Annotated in this window: 18 protein-coding genes; 9 read left to right on the top strand and 9 right to left on the bottom strand. The window is 42.8% G+C overall.

Translation table 11 applies throughout. The features are described 5' to 3' along the window. Positions 1-11 precede the first annotated feature (11 nt). Together DWW23_RS07055 and DWW23_RS07050 are read left to right on the top strand one after the other, a co-directional pair. A complete protein-coding gene (locus tag DWW23_RS07055) occupies positions 12-2603 on the top strand; it encodes a DUF5686 and carboxypeptidase-like regulatory domain-containing protein (protein WP_122352565.1) in 2592 nt (863 codons plus the stop codon). A 54-nt stretch (positions 2604-2657) separates the two neighbouring features. Beyond that, positions 2658-3983 carry a Na+/H+ antiporter NhaC family protein gene (locus DWW23_RS07050; protein ID WP_122352564.1) on the top strand — a complete coding sequence of 442 codons (1326 nt, stop codon included), beginning with the start codon at positions 2658-2660 and terminating at the stop codon, positions 3981-3983. 25 nt (positions 3984-4008) lie between these two features. On the opposite strand, the gene DWW23_RS07045 is transcribed toward DWW23_RS07050, so the two are convergent. The 3 genes from DWW23_RS07045 to DWW23_RS07035 all read right to left on the bottom strand — a co-directional run bounded on the left by DWW23_RS07045 (position 4009) and on the right by DWW23_RS07035 (position 5988). Beyond that, positions 4009-4374, bottom strand: coding sequence for a type II toxin-antitoxin system HigA family antitoxin (locus DWW23_RS07045; RefSeq protein WP_122352621.1), 366 nt, complete (start codon positions 4372-4374; stop codon positions 4009-4011). A gap of 5 nt (positions 4375-4379) precedes the next feature. Continuing rightward, on the bottom strand, positions 4380-4673 hold the full coding sequence (locus DWW23_RS07040) for a type II toxin-antitoxin system HigB family toxin (RefSeq protein WP_122352563.1): 294 nt from the start codon (positions 4671-4673) through the stop codon (positions 4380-4382). Between the two features lie 361 nt (positions 4674-5034). Then, positions 5035-5988 (bottom strand): NAD-dependent epimerase/dehydratase family protein, encoded by a 954-nt coding sequence (locus DWW23_RS07035; protein WP_122352562.1) that lies wholly within the window; start codon positions 5986-5988, stop codon positions 5035-5037. Between the two features lie 252 nt (positions 5989-6240). Between DWW23_RS07035 and kbl the strand changes: the two genes are divergently transcribed. Further along, positions 6241-7431, top strand: coding sequence for a glycine C-acetyltransferase (gene kbl / locus DWW23_RS07030; protein WP_122352561.1), 1191 nt, complete (start codon positions 6241-6243; stop codon positions 7429-7431). Between the two features lie 207 nt (positions 7432-7638). Here kbl and DWW23_RS26530 read toward each other — a convergent pair whose 3' ends face one another. Continuing rightward, positions 7639-7809 carry a hypothetical protein gene (locus DWW23_RS26530; RefSeq protein ID WP_187576553.1) on the bottom strand — a complete coding sequence of 57 codons (171 nt, stop codon included), beginning with the start codon at positions 7807-7809 and terminating at the stop codon, positions 7639-7641. Positions 7810-7934: 125 nt separating this feature from the next. Between DWW23_RS26530 and DWW23_RS07025 the strand changes: the two genes are divergently transcribed. After that, complete coding sequence (locus tag DWW23_RS07025; protein WP_122352560.1) at positions 7935-8786, top strand: histidinol-phosphatase; 852 nt, start codon at positions 7935-7937, stop codon at positions 8784-8786. A 209-nt stretch (positions 8787-8995) separates the two neighbouring features. On the opposite strand, the gene DWW23_RS07020 is transcribed toward DWW23_RS07025, so the two are convergent. From DWW23_RS07020 to DWW23_RS07010, 3 genes are read right to left on the bottom strand one after another with little or no spacing between them, the layout of a single operon-like run. Beyond that, positions 8996-9562 carry a cob(I)yrinic acid a,c-diamide adenosyltransferase gene (locus DWW23_RS07020; RefSeq protein WP_122352559.1) on the bottom strand — a complete coding sequence of 189 codons (567 nt, stop codon included), beginning with the start codon at positions 9560-9562 and terminating at the stop codon, positions 8996-8998. 1 nt (position 9563) lies between these two features. Beyond that, positions 9564-11192 (bottom strand): flotillin family protein, encoded by a 1629-nt coding sequence (locus tag DWW23_RS07015; protein ID WP_122352558.1) that lies wholly within the window; start codon positions 11190-11192, stop codon positions 9564-9566. A 21-nt stretch (positions 11193-11213) separates the two neighbouring features. Then, entirely contained in the window at positions 11214-11708 is a 495-nt protein-coding gene (locus DWW23_RS07010; protein ID WP_122352557.1) for a hypothetical protein, read from the bottom strand. Between the two features lie 103 nt (positions 11709-11811). On the opposite strand from DWW23_RS07010, the gene DWW23_RS07005 reads away from it, so the two are divergent. Continuing rightward, positions 11812-12519: a DNA alkylation repair protein gene (locus DWW23_RS07005; RefSeq protein WP_187576554.1), complete on the top strand. Its 708-nt coding sequence runs from the start codon at positions 11812-11814 to the stop codon at positions 12517-12519. Here DWW23_RS07005 and DWW23_RS07000 read toward each other — a convergent pair. Beyond that, positions 12512-13837 carry a cobyrinate a,c-diamide synthase gene (locus DWW23_RS07000; protein ID WP_122352555.1) on the bottom strand — a complete coding sequence of 442 codons (1326 nt, stop codon included), beginning with the start codon at positions 13835-13837 and terminating at the stop codon, positions 12512-12514. The two genes, DWW23_RS07005 and DWW23_RS07000, sit on opposite strands and share 8 nt — an antisense overlap. A 203-nt stretch (positions 13838-14040) precedes the next feature. Further along, positions 14041-14868: a 3-methyl-2-oxobutanoate hydroxymethyltransferase gene (panB, locus tag DWW23_RS06995; protein ID WP_122352554.1), complete on the bottom strand. Its 828-nt coding sequence runs from the start codon at positions 14866-14868 to the stop codon at positions 14041-14043. 150 nt (positions 14869-15018) lie between these two features. On the opposite strand from panB, the gene DWW23_RS06990 reads away from it, so the two are divergent. From DWW23_RS06990 to DWW23_RS06975, 4 genes are all read left to right on the top strand, one after another. Beyond that, on the top strand, positions 15019-15534 hold the full coding sequence (locus tag DWW23_RS06990; RefSeq protein WP_122352620.1) for an outer membrane beta-barrel protein: 516 nt from the start codon (positions 15019-15021) through the stop codon (positions 15532-15534). A gap of 144 nt (positions 15535-15678) precedes the next feature. Further along, complete coding sequence (locus DWW23_RS06985) at positions 15679-16755, top strand: GNAT family N-acetyltransferase (RefSeq protein ID WP_122352553.1); 1077 nt, start codon at positions 15679-15681, stop codon at positions 16753-16755. Between the two features lie 82 nt (positions 16756-16837). Continuing rightward, a complete protein-coding gene (gene rhuM, locus DWW23_RS06980) occupies positions 16838-17848 on the top strand; it encodes a Fic family protein (protein ID WP_233564283.1) in 1011 nt (336 codons plus the stop codon). Between the two features lies 1 nt (position 17849). Then, a complete protein-coding gene (locus tag DWW23_RS06975; protein WP_122352551.1) occupies positions 17850-18317 on the top strand; it encodes a hypothetical protein in 468 nt (155 codons plus the stop codon). Positions 18318-18386 lie beyond the last annotated feature (69 nt).

Here is an 18386-nt window from a genome sequence, read left to right as displayed (position 1 = left end):
ACGTTAGTTTCATGGTAAAAAGAATTCGATTAATATTACTGTTGGTACTGTTGCAAACAGTGACCGGTGTTTCTATTTTATGTGCACAAAGCATAACCTCTGCTTCCGGTATTGTAAAGGATTCAATCACCGGAGAACCTTTGGGATTTGTTTCCGTCTATTTCGAGGGTTCCACTATAGGTGCAATGACCGACGACAACGGAGCTTTTGCTTTACAGAACGATAAAGGATACAATAAGTTAGCTATTGCATCATTAGGATACGATACAAAAACATTAGACCTCAAAACGGGACAAAAGAACGATGGATTGATGATTGCGCTCCGTCCTACTGCTTTTGAAATATCCGAGGTCGTAGTAAAACCAAAGAAAGAAAAATATACCCGTAAAGACAATCCGGCAGTCGAACTGATCAAAAAAGTGATTGAACATAAGAACGACAACCGTATCGAGTCGAAAGACGAATACCAAACGGAAGTTTACGAAAAGCTCTCCCTCTCCCTGGACGATTTCAACCCGGACTTCGAGAAAAACAAGTTCATGAAGAAATTCAAATTCATCAAGAACTATCTGGATACATCCGAATTTAACGGTAAACCCATCCTGACCCTCTCCGTTCGTGAAACGATCGCGGACAAGTATTACCGGAAACAACCGAAGACCGAAAAGACGATCGTCAAAGGTAAACGCATGCAAGGTGTCGACCAGACTCTGGATGACGGCGGCGGCATCACCTCTAACCTGGAAGAGATATTTCAAGGCATCAACATTTTCGATAACAATATCAATATCCTGCTAAACCGTTTTGTCAGTCCCCTGTCCTCTACCCTGGCTACCAGCTACTACAAATACTACATCATGGATACGCTGGATATCGGAGGCGATAAATGTGTCGACCTGGCTTTCGTCCCGGTCAACAGCCAAAGTTATGGTTTCACCGGTAGATTATACATTACACTGGACGGCAACTACGCATTGAAGAAATTCCTGCTTAACACGCCGGTCAACATCAATCTGAACTGGGTCGAAAAGCTCCGTATCGAACAGGAATTTGAACGAATGCCGGATAGTACCTGGGTAGTAAAGAATGAAAACACTTATGTCAACTTCTATCTGGTAAAAGGAGCACAACAACTCTATGCGCACCAACTCCGTAATTACGATAAATACAATTTCAATATAGAACAGGCAAAGGCCGATTCGGTATTCAATTTATTAGGTTCGCTTCATACATTACCTATAGCAATCGAACAGACGGATACCTTCTGGATCAACAATCGTCATGTTCCGTTGAAAGAAAAAGAAAATGCCCTGGACGATTTGCTAGCACAACTCCGTAAAGTCCCGGCATTCAATGTGATTATTAAAACGGCGGAGATCCTTATATCCGGTTATATCCCGACAGCCGGAGATAAGAAATCAACCAAATTCGATTTCGGTCCGATGAATACCACCATCAGCGGTAACCGCCTGGAAGGTGTCCGGTTGCGTGTCGGCGGTATGACAACAGCAAATTTGAATCCTTACTGGTTTGCCAGTGGTTATCTTGCCTACGGAACGAACGACCGAAAATTAAAATACAATGTAAAACTAACCCATAGTTTTAATAAGAAACTCTATCACGAAGGGGAAAGTCCGGTCAATAATTTATCCTTTATCCAGGAATATGACGTTTATACTCCCGGACAGGATTTCCTATTCACCAGCAAGGATAATATCTTTGTCGCCTGGAAAGTCGGTGAACCTGTAACAAAAATGCAGTACATCCGCAAATCCATGCTTCAATACGAAAAAGAATGGCTGAACGGTCTCACCTGGAGATCATGGGTGTACAACCAGAATAACCAGGCTGCCGGTACACTTAAATATATCCAGAAAGAAGCAGACGGTACACTGATCCATAAAAAAGACATTACCACATCAGAAATTGGTACACAGCTTCGTTTTGCCCCCGGAGAACGTTCCTACGACGGACGTTCGGGAAAAGAATCCGTATTCAACCTGTCGAAAGACGCTCCTATCTTTAAGCTGTCGCATCAGTTGGGATTTAAAGGCATCTTAGGTGGAGAATACAATTATAACCATACGGAGCTCAGTGCCGAAAAGCGTATCTGGTTATCCTCATTCGGCCATATCGATACGCAGTTGAAAGCTGGTAAAGTATGGAACAAGGTTCCTTTCCCTTTGCTGATCCTACCGAATACCAACCAGTCTATCACGATCCAGCCGGAAGCATTCCACATGATGAACGCTCTGGAATTCGTAACCGACCAGTATGTATCATTCAACGCAACCTATTATATGAAAGGATGGATACTGAACCGCATTCCGGGTATCAAATGGTTACGTCTGCGTGAAGTGATATCTTTCAACGGTATCTACGGCGGACTGACAGATAAGAACAACCCGACAATGACTCCCGGCTTGTTTGTCCTGCCTGACGGTACACGTCCATTAGGCAAAACACCGTATATGGAAGCCAGTATCGGTCTGGAAAATATCTTCAAGATCCTCCGTATAGACTATTACCGCCGGTTGACTTACCTGGACGAGCCCAATATAAAGAAAGGCGGGGTACGTATCGCGTTACGCTTCTCCTTCTAGGCTGTTGGAAATGGATTCAAAACAATTGACAAAGACAATCGATAATTGACAATTATGAAAGATACGAATATAAACACTCCCCTGAATCACGCGCCAAATGCATGGGCACTGATACCCCTGCTGGTATTCCTGTTCACCTATCTGGTTGTTTCCATACTGGCCGGAGATTTCTACAAGATGCCGATAACAGTAGCCTTCGTTATCTCATCGGTTGTAGCCATAGCCATATCCAAAGGGGGAAAACTATCCAACCGTATCGAACAATTCTGTCGCGGAGCGGCCAACAGCAATATAATGCTTATGGTCCTTATTTTTATATTGGCCGGAGCCTTTGCCCAGACAGCCAAAGCAATGGGAGCTGTAGATGCGACAGTAAACCTGGCGATGTCGATCCTACCCGGCAACCTGCTGGCAGCCGGTATTTTCCTTGCCGCTTGTTTTATTTCGATCTCTGTCGGAACCTCTGTAGGCACCATCGTTGCCCTAGCACCGGTAGCCGTCGGGATTGCCGCCAAAACTGGGATGCCCGATGCTTTGATGCTGGGAGTTGTCGTGAGCGGTGCCATGTTCGGCGATAACCTGTCTTTCATATCCGATACGACAATTGTTGCAACCCGTACACAAGGATGCAATATGAACGATAAGTTTAAAGTAAATATCCGTATTGCCCTTCCTATCGCGATCATAACAGGTATTATATACGTCATAGTAGGAAGTGGCGTAGACAGCAGTTATACAGCAGGAGCTATTGAATGGGTAAAAGTGGTTCCCTATCTGGTCGTTCTTGTAGCGGCCATTTGCGGTGTAAATGTAATGCTGGTATTATTCATCGGTATCCTGCTATCGGGTACCGTTGGATTGCTGACCGGAGGTTTCGATATTTGGGGATGGACAGCTTCAATGGGCCTCGGTATCACCAATATGGGAGAACTGATCATTGTGACCCTATTGGCGGGCGGAATGCTGGAAATGATCCGTTACAACGGCGGGATCGATTGGATCATCCTCAAGCTGACTTCACGTATCCGTTCTTCGAAAGGTGCAGAGTTGAGCATTGCCGCATTGGTAAGTTTCGCCAATCTTTGTACGGCAAACAATACGATTGCCCTGATCATGGCAGGTCCGATCGCTAAAGACATAGCAGACCGTTTTAAAGTCGACCCGCGTCGCAGTGCAAGTATCCTGGATATTTTTTCTTGTTTCATACAGGGAATCATTCCCTACGGGGCACAATTACTGATGGCATCCGGCTTAGGGAACGTATCCCCTATTGAAGTGATGCAATACTTGTATTATCCTTATTTATTAGGATTTGGTGCACTATTGGCTATTCTCTTCGGATATCCACGAAAATTCAGTAAAACAGTTCCGGCTAAATAACATCATCCAGACTAACAAAAAATTATTACACTCCTAATATGATATTAGCATCAATATTCAGCTTTCGATTTATTTCTCTTGCCACTTTCAAAGTTGGTTCACATTTACCGGAGATATAATCACTGAGCCGGGAAGGGCTTACTCCTATCAATTTCGATAGAGACTTTTGGTTAAGCCCCATTTCATACATACGAAGTTTCAGCACATCTACTAAGGTAGGTTCTCCCAAAGCATAATGTTCTTCTGAGTAATCCGCTACAAGATTAGACAACAGCTCCAGTTCTATGCTATTAGGATCATTTAATGGAGTATTGTCATCCACCAACAGAAGAAGTTGTTCAACTCTGTTAACTGCCCATTCATATTGAGCCTGATTTTCTATCTTTGTCATATATTTCAAATTTTTGAGCAATCAATTTGGTCATATTCTTTATGAGTACCAATAAAACGGATATATACAAACTGAATCGTAAACTTAATAACAACAACCAACCGATAGTTATTACCTTTGATATTGAATACATAATGTTGATTACCTACATTATCCACGCTATTGAATGTTTTCTTTACATCAGCATAGTTAGCCCACTTACTTCGTTTTATTATAGTCGCCCATTCTTGAAGAGCGACCTTTGAGTCGGGATGCTTTTCTGCATATTCTTTTAAGGCCTGTTCTGTAAATATCCTCATTACTATTCATTTTTCTGCAGACAAAAATACAAACAATATTCTATATTTCAAATTTAAATTTCATATTTCAGAATTACAATTCATCTTGACTGTATAGAGTCTAGCAATTCATAGACATATCCTATGTATATACAAAAAAAGGCTATCCATCACGGACAGCCAATCTTCATTGTTAACCTTAAATCTAATACCATGAAAAACACAGTGCAAATATAGAGGTTTTATGTTATTCAGCATAATTTTAGCCAGAAAAATGTACCACCTTAACATTATTTAGTCAAAACATGCTCTACAACACATAAAAACGAAGGGGACACCCGAAACCGGACATCCCCTCTCTTCACCAAACCTCTTATAATTATTATTTACCGAAACGTTCTTTCAGTTTAGCGATCATATCGCGGGTCATTGTATCCAGATCGTAAGTCGGTTTCCAATCCCACTCTTCACGGGCACAAGTATCGTCCAGCGAGTTAGGCCATGATTCGGCAATTGCCTGGCGTAACGGATCGACTTTATATTCCATCTGTAATTCAGGAATGTATTTCTTGATATTGTTTGCAATGATTTCCGGATCAAAACTCATAGAAGCAATGTTGAATGAGTTACGGTGTACCAGACGAGTCGGATCGGCTTCCATGATCTGGATAGCAGCATGCAAAGCGTCCGGCATATACATCATATCCATAAATGTACCGGCAGCGATCGGGCATTCAAACTTTTCACCTTTTACAGCCGAATAGTAAATATCCACAGCATAGTCGGTCGTACCACCACCCGGAGGAGTTACGTAAGAGATCAATCCCGGGAAACGAACCGAACGGGTATCGACACCAAAACGGATGTTGTAATAATCGCTCAGCAACTCGCCGGAAACTTTAGTAACACCATACATTGTACGTGGATTACGGATTGTATCCTGCGGAGTCTTGTCTTTCGGAGTGTTGTTACCGAATACACCGATAGAACTCGGAGTAAATACGGCACAATGCATTTCGCGAGCTACTTCCAATACGTTGAACAAACCACCCATACCGATCTTCCATGCTAACTGAGGTTTTGCTTCAGCTACAGCAGACAATAACGCTGCCAGGTTATAGATCGTGTCAATTTTATATTTAGACACTGTTTCAGCGATCTGCTGTTCATTTGTTATATCAACAAGTGCAGAAGGTCCCGATTCTAATAATTCACCTTTAGGCTCTGCACCGGAAATATAACCTGCTACGATGTCGCCATTGTAGCGTTTTCTCAACTCCATGGTTAACTCTGAGCCGATCTGACCGGTAGAACCGATAATTAATACATTCTTCATTGCGTTTTTATTGTTCTTTTAAGTTTTTTCTGCGGCAAAGGTATAGAGAATAAAATTGTTCCTGCACGATTTTCTTGTGTTTTTTCATGCCGATATTCAAAAAAAAATATGACCTTTGCTTCGTCAGTTGACAAGTGACAGATGACAGTTGACAGTTAAAAGTCATATTGTATATTAATCTGTCAACTATCACTTGTCAACTATCAACTAAAGTTCATACTTGATTCAAAAATACTAACAAAAAACAAAGTTATGTACGGTAAACTGAAAGAATTCCTTACACAGGAACTGGCTAACATTAAAGCAGCCGGATTGTACAAAAACGAGCGTATCATTACTACGCCTCAAAGAGCCGACATTAAAGTAAATGCCGGAAGTGATGTTTTAAACTTCTGTGCCAACAATTACCTTGGTCTGTCAGACAACCAACGTCTGATCAATGCAGCTAAAGAAGCCATGGATACTCACGGATACGGTATGTCATCCGTTCGTTTTATCTGCGGAACACAGGATCTTCACAAGCAACTGGAAGCTGCCATTTCCGATTATTTCAAAACGGAAGATACTATTCTGTATGCCGCTTGTTTCGATGCAAACGGAGGTTTGTTCGAACCGTTGTTCAGCGAAGAAGACGCTATCATCTCCGATTCACTGAACCACGCTTCCATCATCGATGGTGTACGTTTGTGTAAAGCAAAACGTTATCGTTATGCCAATGCCGATATGGCTGATCTGGAACGTTGTCTGCAGGAAGCGCAGGCTCAGCGTCACCGCATCATAGCAACAGACGGTGTGTTCTCGATGGACGGTAATGTAGCTCCGATGGATAAGATCTGCGAACTGGCTGAAAAATACGATGCACTGGTCATGGTAGACGAATCTCACTCTGCCGGTGTTGTCGGTCCGACCGGTCACGGTGTGGCAGAACAATATAATGTATATGGTAAAGTAGACATCTTCACAGGTACATTAGGTAAAGCATTCGGCGGTGCAATGGGTGGTTTCACTACAGGTAAAAAAGAAATTATCGACATGCTTCGCCAGCGTTCACGTCCTTATCTGTTCTCTAACTCAGTAGCACCTGCTATTGTCGGAGCCAGTCTGGAAATGTTCAAGATGCTGAAAGAAAGCGATGCCCTGCATACCAAACTGATGGGTAACGTATCTTACTTCCGCGATAAGATGCTGGCTGCCGGTTTCGATATCAAACCGACTCAGTCCGCTATCTGTGCCGTTATGCTGTATGATGCTAAATTATCTCAGGATTTCGCTGCCAAGATGCAGGAAGAAGGAATCTATGTAACAGGATTCTATTACCCGGTAGTTCCGAAAGACCAGGCACGTATCCGTGTCCAGTTGTCTGCCGGACATGAAAAAGAACATTTGGATAAAGCGATCGCTGCATTTATCAAGGTGGGTAAAGAGCTGAACGTTATCAAATAAGACAAAAAGAAGGAGTTGTCTAAAAAGTCTATATTAAGGAACGCAGAATACGCAGACAGAGCGCAGAGTCTCGCAGACCATATGTATTATTAATTAAAAAATCTGCGAAACTCTGCGTATTCTGCGTTATCTGCGTCCGGTAATAGCTTTTAGGCATCTTCTTCTTTTCTTTCTAAAACAATCTATTAACCTAATAAATATACGCTTTCAATAATTATTATCTTCCTCGCCATCCACGAGGTTGTTCAGTTCAAACTCCAGACTCACCAGATCCTTCTTCCACGAATTCAAAATATGGGAAGGAACATCCTTAGAAGCTTTATCTATCTTTTCCTGAATATTGGTAACTTCCAACTCCAGCCTTTCACGCCTGTTCATATCTCTTAATATTTATCACCTGTTTAACAATCTCTCAACTATTAAACAACAGTACGGAACAATATGTTTATGATAACCCGGAAAGATTTCCTATCTTTGTGTCCCTAAATAATCGACAATAATTTATGCAGCTTAGTAACTATCACAGTCATTGTACATTCTGTGACGGGCGTAGTACGCCTGAAGACTTTGTAAAGTTCGCTATATCCCATGGGTTCCGGGCGTATGGATTTTCATCGCATTCTCCCCTGCCCTTCGAAACATTCTGGAATATGTCGAAAGACGATATGCCCGAATACCTGGCTGAAATAAACCGGCTGAAAACAAAATACAGTGACCGGTTGGAAATATATACAGCCCTGGAGATCGATTATCTGGATGAAACCTATAATCCTTCTATCGCCTATTTCCGGGAATTACCGTTGGATTATCGCATCGGCTCCATTCATTTCCTCCCTATATCAGAACATTTGTGTGAAGAGAACATGGTCTGCATCGACGGTTCTTTTACCGATTACAAAGCTTCCCTCGATCACTATTTTGAAGGTGATATCCGTAAACTGGTTGCCCGCTATTTCGATTCGACCATGAAGATGATCCAGGCAGGAGGAATCGATATCGTTGGGCACATGGACAAGATTTATATGAACGGACACAAATGCGAAGGTTTCTCATTTGATGCGGACTGGTATCAGGAACCGCTCAGGGCAACCCTCGATCTGATCGCAGAAAAGGGGTTGATGGTAGAAGTTAACACCAAAAATCTGGTTAAAAAACAGCAGCTATTCCCTCGGAAAGAATATCTCGGATTACTGAAAGAGATGAATATACCGGTAATGGTCAACTCCGACTGCCACTATCCGGACCTGGTGAATGACGGGCGGGAAGAGGCTTTTAAATTGCTGAAAGAGATCGGTTTTACGACTACCCGCGAACTGGTGAAAGGGACCTGGCAGGATATCCCTACCGGGGAGTAAACCTTTACATCCTTATATGTAAAGTAAAAAGGGGCATACTTTAAGCTCATTCCTCCCTAGATTAAAATACGTAAGGTTGGCATAACAAAAAGGTAAAGCCAAAGCTACAAATACGTAAGGCATGCCTTGCTATTTAGTAACTTTGGCTTTATTTATTCAAAACTGCGGACAAAAGACATTAGATATGCTATCCTAGCATATTGAAGTTCCTATCTTTTACGCTTATACAAGAAGGAGTTCCAGCGCTCTTCGGCATGATCCTGCCTGAACATCTCGTAACGAGCCATTGTAAAGAGCAAGTCTGACAAGCGATTGACAAACTGCATGATCTCTTCCGGAAGCGGGTCTTTCCGGTACAAAGTCCAAAGGCGGCGTTCGGCACGGCGGGCAACGGTACGCGCCAGTTGCAGGTGAGCCGAAATCAATGTACCACCGGGCAGGATAAAGAAGCCGTTATCCTGCATCTGTCCCGTCAAGACATCGATCTGTTGTTCGCAGAAAGACACCAGGTCGTCCGAAAGGCTGTTCGGATTCTTATTACGGATAGCGGACGGGGTTGCCACGTGCGACATCACCACCATCAACTCCCGTTGTATTTTACCTAAGACATCCTGCCACTCATGTTCCGGAGGCAATAAAGCCCGCACGATACCGATCTGTGCATTCACTTCATCCAATGTACCGTTCGCTTCGATACGGATATCGTCTTTCTCAACCCGTTCGCCGCCGTGGATACCGGTGCGGCCTTTATCCCCTCCTTTGGTATAAATTCTCATTTTACTTCTTTGTTGTATCTTTCTTATCTTCTTTTTCTTCCGGGTGAATGATTCCTTTTACCGTATCACCGATAGGCAGCTTATCCAATACGCCGAGACTCGGAGCTACAGTTTTAACCAATTGGTTCAGGAAGTTACCGGTTGTACCCTGGCCTCCATCGAAGACAGTGATATCACCCAGTTGTATATGTTCGAATGCCTTCACTTGTTCGCCGGCAATTTCTTTCCACTGATCTACCATCTTATACTGGATAGCGATAGCCGGATTCGATTCGGCGGCCTCGACCATCGCCTTGAAACCGTCGGCTTCAGCAAGCAATGACTTCTTTTTACCTTCAGCTTCGGCTTCCAGCTTCATCTGGATCGCTCTTGCTTCGGCCTCTGCCTGCGCCAATGTTGCCTTTGCTTTTGCTTCGGCTTCACGGATCATCTTTTCGGCAACAGCTTCCGCCTGGAGGATCGCTTCCTGACGGGCGATCTCTGCCGGGACGATCTTTTGTGCTTTCAGGGCAGATTCCACCTTCTTCGCTTTTGCTTCTTCCACTTCACGCTGAGCTATTTCGCGGGCTGCTTGTACGGAGGCTTCTGATCTAGCTGCTGCTTCACCGGCCTGTTTATTTGCTTCTGCTTGTGTTACTGCTAATTCGGCATCCGATTTGGCAACCTCTTTATTTGCCTCATTTCGCCCTACGGCTGCTTTCTTTCCGGCATCGGCTTTCTTGATTTCCATGTCGGAATTCAATTCTGCGATACGGCTTTCCTTTTCTGTATTTGCTTTTTCGATATTGATATTCTTATCTGCTTCTGCTTTGGCTACCTGCGATTCTTTCGAAGCATTGGCTACGGCAACCTGCGAGATACGTTCCTTGTCGGCATTTGCTACGGAGATTTCCTGCTGCTTCTTGGTTTCGGCAATCGCGATATCCTGGTCCTTACGTGTTTCGGCTACAGTCGTTTCACGTTCACGAATCTGGTTCGCAATCTTGATAGCACCCAGTTTTTCCTGTTCTTCGATATTCGCCTGGGCTTCATTCAAAGCTTTACTTTCCGCTTCTTTACCCAGGTTGACGATATAGTTGGCTGCGTCGCGGATATCACTGATGTTGATGTTCATCAGGTAGAGACCGAACTTGCGTAATTCCGTATCGATATTGTCGCGCACTTTAGAAAGGAATTTATCACGGTCGGAGTTCAGTTCCTCGATCGTCATATCGGCAATGACCAGACGCATCTGACCGTACACGACATCGGTAATAAGATTCTGCTTATCTTCCGGTTGCAGCCCCAACAGACGTTCGGCAGCATTCTGCATCACCTCGGGGTCGGTACTGATCGCGACCGTAATGGTCGTCGGGACATCCACACGGATATTCTGGGCAGACAAGGCTCCGGTCAGTTTACAATCGATCTGAAGCGGTTTCATCGACAGGAATTCGTACCCCTGAATGATAGGCCAAACGAAGGCAGCACCACCATGATAGAGTTTAGCAGACTTCTCACCGGAGGTCTTACCATACACCACCAACACTTCATCACTCTTACATTTGCGATAACGGGAAAGGATCCCGATAAAAGAAAGGATGATAACCCCTACAAGGATGGCTACCATGATTAACATTTCCTGTGTCATAATTTACTCGCTGATTTATTATTATTGTATATAAATTGTTCCCGATTCAACTTTACAGATCAACGTCCGGTCTCCGGTCTGGTAGTTTTTACCTTCCAGGGAACGCACTTCCACTTCACGCAAAGCTCCGTTCAAAGCCACCTGTACGATATAACGTATTCCGTCGTGGGCATAAATAGTACATTCCCGTCCGACCAGGGCTTCCGTCTTCTCCGGCTTATTCTCCTTCTGAAGCTGGTAAGCTTTCTTATACAGAAACCATAAGATGAAAACAAACGCCAACCCGATCAGGATTCCGATCAGAAAAGTGGATATGGCTGTACTCTTAGCAATATACATATACCATCCGAAGCCGATACAAAAATGGGTTAATCCTTTAAAGGAAACCACGCTGCCGAGATCGACGTCGACATCGGTGTCCGTATCCAGATCACCAAAGAAGACAGACATGATGAACTGTATCAGAAATATTGCGGATGCAACGATGGCAATCCCCAGAAAAATAGTATTGACCATGGTATGAATTATTAGTTTTCACGAAAATAAGGATAATTTCGATAAAACGGACATATATAGGAAAAATATGTATGTTTGTAATCAAATATATTATATATACCTCATGAAAACGACTATAGAACAAGTATGTCAGGCACTGGAAGAAAACATTGATGAAAAGACCCGGCTGAATGCACAGAGCTTCTTCAAAGAGAAGATCTTGTATCACGGAGTAAAAATTCCTATGGTCAACAAGATCAGTAAGGAGTTTTATCAGTCGATCAAGGAACTTCCCAAGAACGAAATCTTTGCTTTATGCGAAGAATTGTGGAAGTCCGGGTATTCGGAAGAATCTTATATTGCCTGCAACTGGTCCTATTATATCCACGAACGATATGAGCCGGAAGACTTTTCCGTATTCGAGGGATGGGTGAATGAATATGTATCCAACTGGGCATCCTGCGACACATTATGCAATCATACCGTTGGAACTTTCCTGGAAATGTACCCGGAATATATTACCCGGTTAAAAGAGTGGGCGCATTCCGACAACCGCTGGACGAAACGTGCCGCCGCTGTAACATTGATCATCCCTGCCAGAAAAGGGCTTTTCCTGAACGATATATTTGAAATAGCCGATATTCTCTTCAATGATCCGGATGATCTGGTACAAAAAGGATATGGCTGGATGCTGAAAGCGGCCAGTGAAGCCCATCAGAAAGAAGTCTTCGATTATGTGATGGCAAAAAAAGCGGCTATGCCACGAACTTCCCTGAGATATGCGATCGAGAAAATGCCCAAAGAGTTGAAAGCATTGGCAATGGCTAAATAAGTCCGTTCAGATAGTCGATGAACCATTGGTTCCTTGCCGGGTCTCCCCAATAAAGATGGGTATATCCGGCGAGCACGTTCTTATATCGGTATAAAGGAGTGTCGACGGGACTGCCCTTAGCAGTATAGGCCGTTGCGACAGACAGGAGTTTCTCTTCCTGAGATTCTATACGCGAATAATGGAATTCGTGGCCCGTTAAGATGTGATCCTGATAACGTAACGTACGGTATCCGAGACGAAGTTTCATCTGTTCCATAGTCGCCGATTGGTTCAATAGGCCGACTACCGGATAACTCGTTCCTTCGGACGACTTTATATCATTACAGAGATACATCATTCCACCGCATTCTGCAAGCAACTTCCCTCCTGCTTCGGCATAATTGCGAATGGATTGGAGCATGGATCGGTTGGCTGATAATCCGGAAAGGAATAATTCAGGATAACCACCGGGCAAATAGACAAAATCAGATTCCGGCAATGTTGAATCTTTCAATGGACTAAAAAAAGTAACCTTTCCTAACTGGTGTAGGAAACGGATATTTTCCTCATAGGCAAAGTTAAAGGCGGCATCACGGGCTATGGATATTTTCAAAGGAGAAGATTGTCTTTCCTCCAGGAAAGATACGGGCGAAACAGTATCCGACCGGCAAGCTGTCAATGCTAAAAGACGATCGATATCGACATGTTTCTCCACTAATTCGGCTACACGGTCGGCAAAAGTATCGAAACAAAATGCTTCATCCAGCGTTAAACCCAGGTGACGACTCGGTATTTCCACATTTGCCTGTTTGGGTAGATATCCCAATGCTTCCACTCCGGCATCTTCACAGGCTTGTTTCAGAAAGGAATAATGGCTTTCAGAGGCAACGAAATTAAAGACTGCACCGACAATGTTTATTTCTTTATAGAAGTTCCTGAACCCATATAATAAGGGGGCAACGGAGTAAGCTGTACTTTTCGCATTAACGATCAGAATAACAGGGATATTCAGTAGTCGGGCAATTTCCGCACTGCTGCCCTTCATAGCGTCATAGCCGTCGAAAAGTCCCATGACACCCTCGGTTACGGCATAATCGGCACCGGATGTATAACGTTGATACAGTTCCCGTATATGTTGCTCCGACATCATGAAACTGTCCAGATTTACGGAAGGGAAACCGGCCGCTTCCTTATGATGGCGTGTATCGATATAGTCCGGTCCGCATTTAAACGGTCTGACTTTTCCACCCCGGTTCTTCAATGCCCGAAGCAATCCGAGTGTAAATGTTGTCTTTCCGCTTCCCGATGAAGCGGCACCTATTAAAAGATGAGCTTTCATAAATAATGTGCTAAATATACCAATGTGCCAATAGAGATAGCAATGGGAATAGTTTCATCAAATGTGAGCCATTTCAAAAGTTGACAGTTGACAAGTGACAGTTGACAGTTATGTCGGCTTTCAGCCGATTTATTTACCGAACGCGAAGCCCAACTGTCACTTGTCAACTGTCATCTGTCAACTGAAAAATGTTTCACATTTTTCTAATATTGTTCTTTTTCATTCGGGAAATCCTGTGTCTTTACATCTTCAATGTAAGCTTGTACGGCACGAGTGATCTCTTCTCCGATATTGGCGTATCTACGAAGGAAACGCGGAGAGAATCCCATATTGATGCCCAACATATCATGCATCACCAAAACCTGACCGTCTACACCTCCACCGGCACCGATACCGATTATAGGAATAGTCAGTTCGGAAGCGACACGTGCAGCCAGGTCTGCCGGAATCTTTTCCAACACGATGGCAAAACAACCGATCTCTTCCAACAGATGTGCATCGTCAATCAACTTCTGTGCTTCAGCTTCTTCACGGGCACGAACTGTGTAAGTTCCGAATTTATTAATAGACTGCGGAGTCAAACCCAAATGTCCCATAATAGGTATACCTGCACAAAGGATGCGCTCAATGGATTCTCTTATTTCACTTCCTCCCTCCAATTTAATACAATCAGCGTGAGTCTCTTTCATGACACGGATAGCGGAAGCCAAAGCCTCTTTCGAATTACCCTGATAGGTACCGAAAGGCAGGTCTACTACTACCAATGCACGATTAACGGCTTTCATAACAGACTTACCATGATAAATCATCTGATCCAGTGTTATAGGAAGCGTTGTTACATTTCCGGCCATCACATTCGATGCAGAATCGCCGACCAGGATAACGTCCATACCTGCCTGATCAATCAGTTTAGCCATAGAATAGTCGTAAGCTGTCAACATGGATATTTTTTCTCCACGTTGTTTCATTTCCATCAGGCGATGTGTTGTCACCTTTCTTGTATCATCTAAATCCCTCTTTGCAACTGACATAATGCTTTTTTGTTAATTGTTACGGCGACAAAGTTAAGGATATTCTGTAATAAGCAAGACAAACAATAAAATATTTATGCCGTACAACATATGTTTATTTTTGTATATCTTTGCAGCCGTTTACATTTAAAGTTTAAAATACAAGCAAAGATGAAAAAGTTAGTTTTTACTTTGGTGGTTGCTTTTATGGCAATCATCAGTGCTGATGCACAGGTTTATGTAGGTGGTTCTTTCAATCTGACTCACGATAAGAACACTGATATCACCAATTTTACTATCGCTCCTGAAGTCGGTTACAACCTGAACAAGAATTGGGCTATTGCTGCAGAAATCGGCTATACTCATGTCAAAAAAGATGAAGCAAAAGCAAATGCATTCAGTTTTGCTCCTTATGCCCGTTTCTCTTTCTTTGAAAAAGGTATCGTTCGTTTATTCCTGGATGGTGGCGTTGGTATTTCTACTTATAAAGAAGAAGGTTATGACAATGTCAATGGCTTCGAAGTCGGTATCAAACCGGGTATTGCACTGGAGATATGCAAAAACCTGACATTCGTTACCAAATACGGATTTGCCGGTTATCGTGACGATTACAAATATGCAAACAGCACTTCCGGTATCAGTTTGAGTTCGGAAGACCTGAGTTTCGGTTTCCACTACGAATTCTAATTAAGAAAACAAAAGACTGTGGTTTTTGACACAGTCTTTTCATCCCGGGCTTGACCCGGGATCGCTTTCTACTTCTCCCCTAAAATATCCGATTGCCCGAAATATATCATTATATTTGCATCTGCTGAAATATAAGTATATAATATGGACAATAGAAATATCACCTCCGACTTACAATTCCGGAAAGCTGAAGAAACGGATATCGAGCGTATCTGGGTCATTATCGGGCAGGCAAAAGAACAAATGTGCCGACTTAACAGCCACCAATGGGATGAAAGTTACCCGGCTCTCGAAACGATCGATCAAGATATAAAAACAGGTAACGGCTACGTGTTTTGTAAAGAGAATAAAGTGGTAGCCTATGGTGTCATCTCATTTGACGAAGAACCTGTTTATAAAGAAATAGATGGTAAATGGACGAATGAACTTCCTTATATGATCGTCCACCGTCTGGCTATTGCCGACGAAATGAAACGCCAGGGAATAGCCAAACGTTTCATGCTGGAAGCAGAAAAGGTCAGCCGTCGGAAAGGTATTTATAATTTCCGTGTCGACACCAATTACGACAATGAATACATGCTTCACCTGATCGATTCGCTAGGGTTTGAATATACGGGAGAAGTCTGTTACCGAGGTAACAATACAAGAAAGGCATTCGAGAAATGTATTTATCCTCATGTCTCGTCTTTCGGTGTTCCGGGTTATACTATCCGTGAAGCTATTTACGAGGATGCCGAAGTTATTTATAACGCGATAGATAAAAATCGTGACGATCTGCGGACCTGGTTACCGTTTGTCGATAGCCTGAAAAGTATTGCCGACGAACAATCGTTCCTGGAATCATCCTTAAAGGTCCCGTACGAAGAACGGGATATCGTCTATATCATTGAGAAAGGCAAAAGCATCTGTGGATTGATTGGCTTCCATTTTTCAGACCGCGCCAATTATCGTACGGAAATAGGTTATTGGCTGCTCCCCGAATACAGAGGGAAAGGCATTGTGACACGAGCCGTACATCATTTATGCCTGTTGGCTTTCTTTGAAAAAGGTTTCAACCGCATCCAAATAAGATGCGCCGTAGGCAACGCAGCCAGCAATGCCATTCCTCAACGCTTAGGATTCACACAAGAAGGTACGGAACGCGACGGTGAACTTTTAATAACCGGAGAATATACAGATATTAATGTATATAGTATTTTGAAAAAAGAGATTGCAGAATAAATAATTCTCAAAGGAAACATTGAACATAACTATGGAACAAGAAATTCAATTAAACGAATACAACAAACAGGAGTATCCGTCTATGCATATGGAGGGTGTTGACGCCTCCTCCATTATCATTTATACAACTAAAGATAGCCAAATATCATTAGAGGTAAAGATGAATAGCGATACCGTATGGCTCACGCAATCCCAAATGGCAGAGTTATTTGGAAGAGAAAGAACAGTAATAGGCAAACACATCAAAAATATTTTTAAAGAAAAAGAACTAAAACAGGAAGTGGTATGTGCAAATTTTGCACATACCACTTCACATGGTGCGATTAAGGGCAAATCACAAACACGAGAGGTGGCTTATTATAACCTTGATGTTATCATATCCATAGGATATCGGGTAAAAAGTCTACGCGGTACCCAATTTCGTATTTGGGCAAACAAGATATTGAAAGATTATCTTATTAAAGGATATGCCATCAACCAAAAGATAAAACTAGAACATTATCAAGAGCTAAAAGAGATGGTTCACATCCTCGGTAATACGCTCAAAAACCAAGAACAGTTAACATCTGACCAGTCCAAAGGATTATTGGCTGTTGTAACTGATTATGTCTATGCCCTTGACACTTTAGATAAATATGATTATCAGCAACTCCTCATCGAGGACACGACCCAAGGAGGTAAATTTCATGCCACATATGAAAATGCGATGGAAGCTATTCGTAGCTTAAAAGGTAAATTTGGAGAAAGCGAACTCTTTGCACATGAAAAAGACCAGTCATTCAAAAGTTCGGTTTCAACTATTTATCAAACATTCGATGGTATTGAGTTATATCCAAGTATTGAAGAGAAAGCAGCCATGTTACTCTACCTGGTAACTAAGAACCATTCTTTCAGCGATGGGAATAAACGAATTGCAGCTATGCTATTTCTCTGGTTTATGGAAAACAACGGTATCCTCTATCACCCAAATGGTGAAAAACGTATTGCTGATAATACATTAGTTGCCCTCACTTTGATGATTGCAGAAAGTCGTACGGAAGAAAAAGACGTTATGGTAAAAGTAGTAGTAAATTTAATAAATCAAAATAATTGATATGGAACAGGAAATCCAATTAAACGAGCATAATAAACAGGAATATCCACCTATGCACACTACCGAACATATTCTTAATCAGACAATGGTCCGGATGTTCGGTTGTCCCCGTTCTAAGAACGCTCATATAGAAAGGAAAAAGAGCAAATGTGACTATATTTTATCGGAAGCCCCCTCTGCGGAAACAATGGCAGAAGTGGAACGCCGTGTCAACGAAGTCATCGAACAACATCTGCCGGTTACTATTGACTTTATGCCACGTGAAGCGGCTGCCGATATTGTAGATTTGAGCAAACTACCGGAAGAAGCCAGCGAAACATTGCGCATCGTACGGGTAGGCGATTATGATGCTTGTGCCTGTATCGGTGCCCATGTCAGCAATACATCTGAAATCGGACGGTTTAAATTGCTTAACTACGATTATACCGACGGACGGTTACGTCTGCGTTTTAAACTGGAAGCTGTGTAAACCAGGATAAGGTTTCGAGAAATAAAAAAGAAAGGCTCCAATCTGATACAAAACAGACAAGAGCCTTTT

Source organism: Parabacteroides sp. AF14-59 (genome assembly GCF_003479515.1).
Classification (GTDB): Bacteria; Bacteroidota; Bacteroidia; order Bacteroidales; family Tannerellaceae; genus Parabacteroides; species Parabacteroides faecis.
Note: the sequence above shows the minus strand (reverse complement) of the source record. Positions and strands in the feature narration are given on the sequence as shown.

Bases quoted from the DNA above. Each gene is read 5' to 3' on its own strand.
- DWW23_RS07055 (WP_122352565.1), top strand. From the start codon at position 12: ATGGTAAAAAGAATTCGATTAATATTACTGTTGGTACTGTTGCAAACA.
- DWW23_RS07050 (WP_122352564.1), top strand. From the start codon at position 2,658: ATGAAAGATACGAATATAAACACTCCCCTGAATCACGCGCCAAATGCA.
- DWW23_RS07045 (WP_122352621.1), bottom strand. From the start codon at position 4,374: ATGACAAAGATAGAAAATCAGGCTCAATATGAATGGGCAGTTAACAGA.
- DWW23_RS07040 (WP_122352563.1), bottom strand. From the start codon at position 4,673: ATGAGGATATTTACAGAACAGGCCTTAAAAGAATATGCAGAAAAGCAT.
- DWW23_RS07035 (WP_122352562.1), bottom strand. From the start codon at position 5,988: ATGAAGAATGTATTAATTATCGGTTCTACCGGTCAGATCGGCTCAGAG.
- kbl (WP_122352561.1), top strand. From the start codon at position 6,241: ATGTACGGTAAACTGAAAGAATTCCTTACACAGGAACTGGCTAACATT.
- DWW23_RS26530 (WP_187576553.1), bottom strand. From the start codon at position 7,809: ATGAACAGGCGTGAAAGGCTGGAGTTGGAAGTTACCAATATTCAGGAA.
- DWW23_RS07025 (WP_122352560.1), top strand. From the start codon at position 7,935: ATGCAGCTTAGTAACTATCACAGTCATTGTACATTCTGTGACGGGCGT.
- DWW23_RS07020 (WP_122352559.1), bottom strand. From the start codon at position 9,562: ATGAGAATTTATACCAAAGGAGGGGATAAAGGCCGCACCGGTATCCAC.
- DWW23_RS07015 (WP_122352558.1), bottom strand. From the start codon at position 11,192: ATGACACAGGAAATGTTAATCATGGTAGCCATCCTTGTAGGGGTTATC.
- DWW23_RS07010 (WP_122352557.1), bottom strand. From the start codon at position 11,708: ATGGTCAATACTATTTTTCTGGGGATTGCCATCGTTGCATCCGCAATA.
- DWW23_RS07005 (WP_187576554.1), top strand. From the start codon at position 11,812: ATGAAAACGACTATAGAACAAGTATGTCAGGCACTGGAAGAAAACATT.
- DWW23_RS07000 (WP_122352555.1), bottom strand. From the start codon at position 13,837: ATGAAAGCTCATCTTTTAATAGGTGCCGCTTCATCGGGAAGCGGAAAG.
- panB (WP_122352554.1), bottom strand. From the start codon at position 14,868: ATGTCAGTTGCAAAGAGGGATTTAGATGATACAAGAAAGGTGACAACA.
- DWW23_RS06990 (WP_122352620.1), top strand. From the start codon at position 15,019: ATGAAAAAGTTAGTTTTTACTTTGGTGGTTGCTTTTATGGCAATCATC.
- DWW23_RS06985 (WP_122352553.1), top strand. From the start codon at position 15,679: ATGGACAATAGAAATATCACCTCCGACTTACAATTCCGGAAAGCTGAA.
- rhuM (WP_233564283.1), top strand. From the start codon at position 16,838: ATGCATATGGAGGGTGTTGACGCCTCCTCCATTATCATTTATACAACT.
- DWW23_RS06975 (WP_122352551.1), top strand. From the start codon at position 17,850: ATGGAACAGGAAATCCAATTAAACGAGCATAATAAACAGGAATATCCA.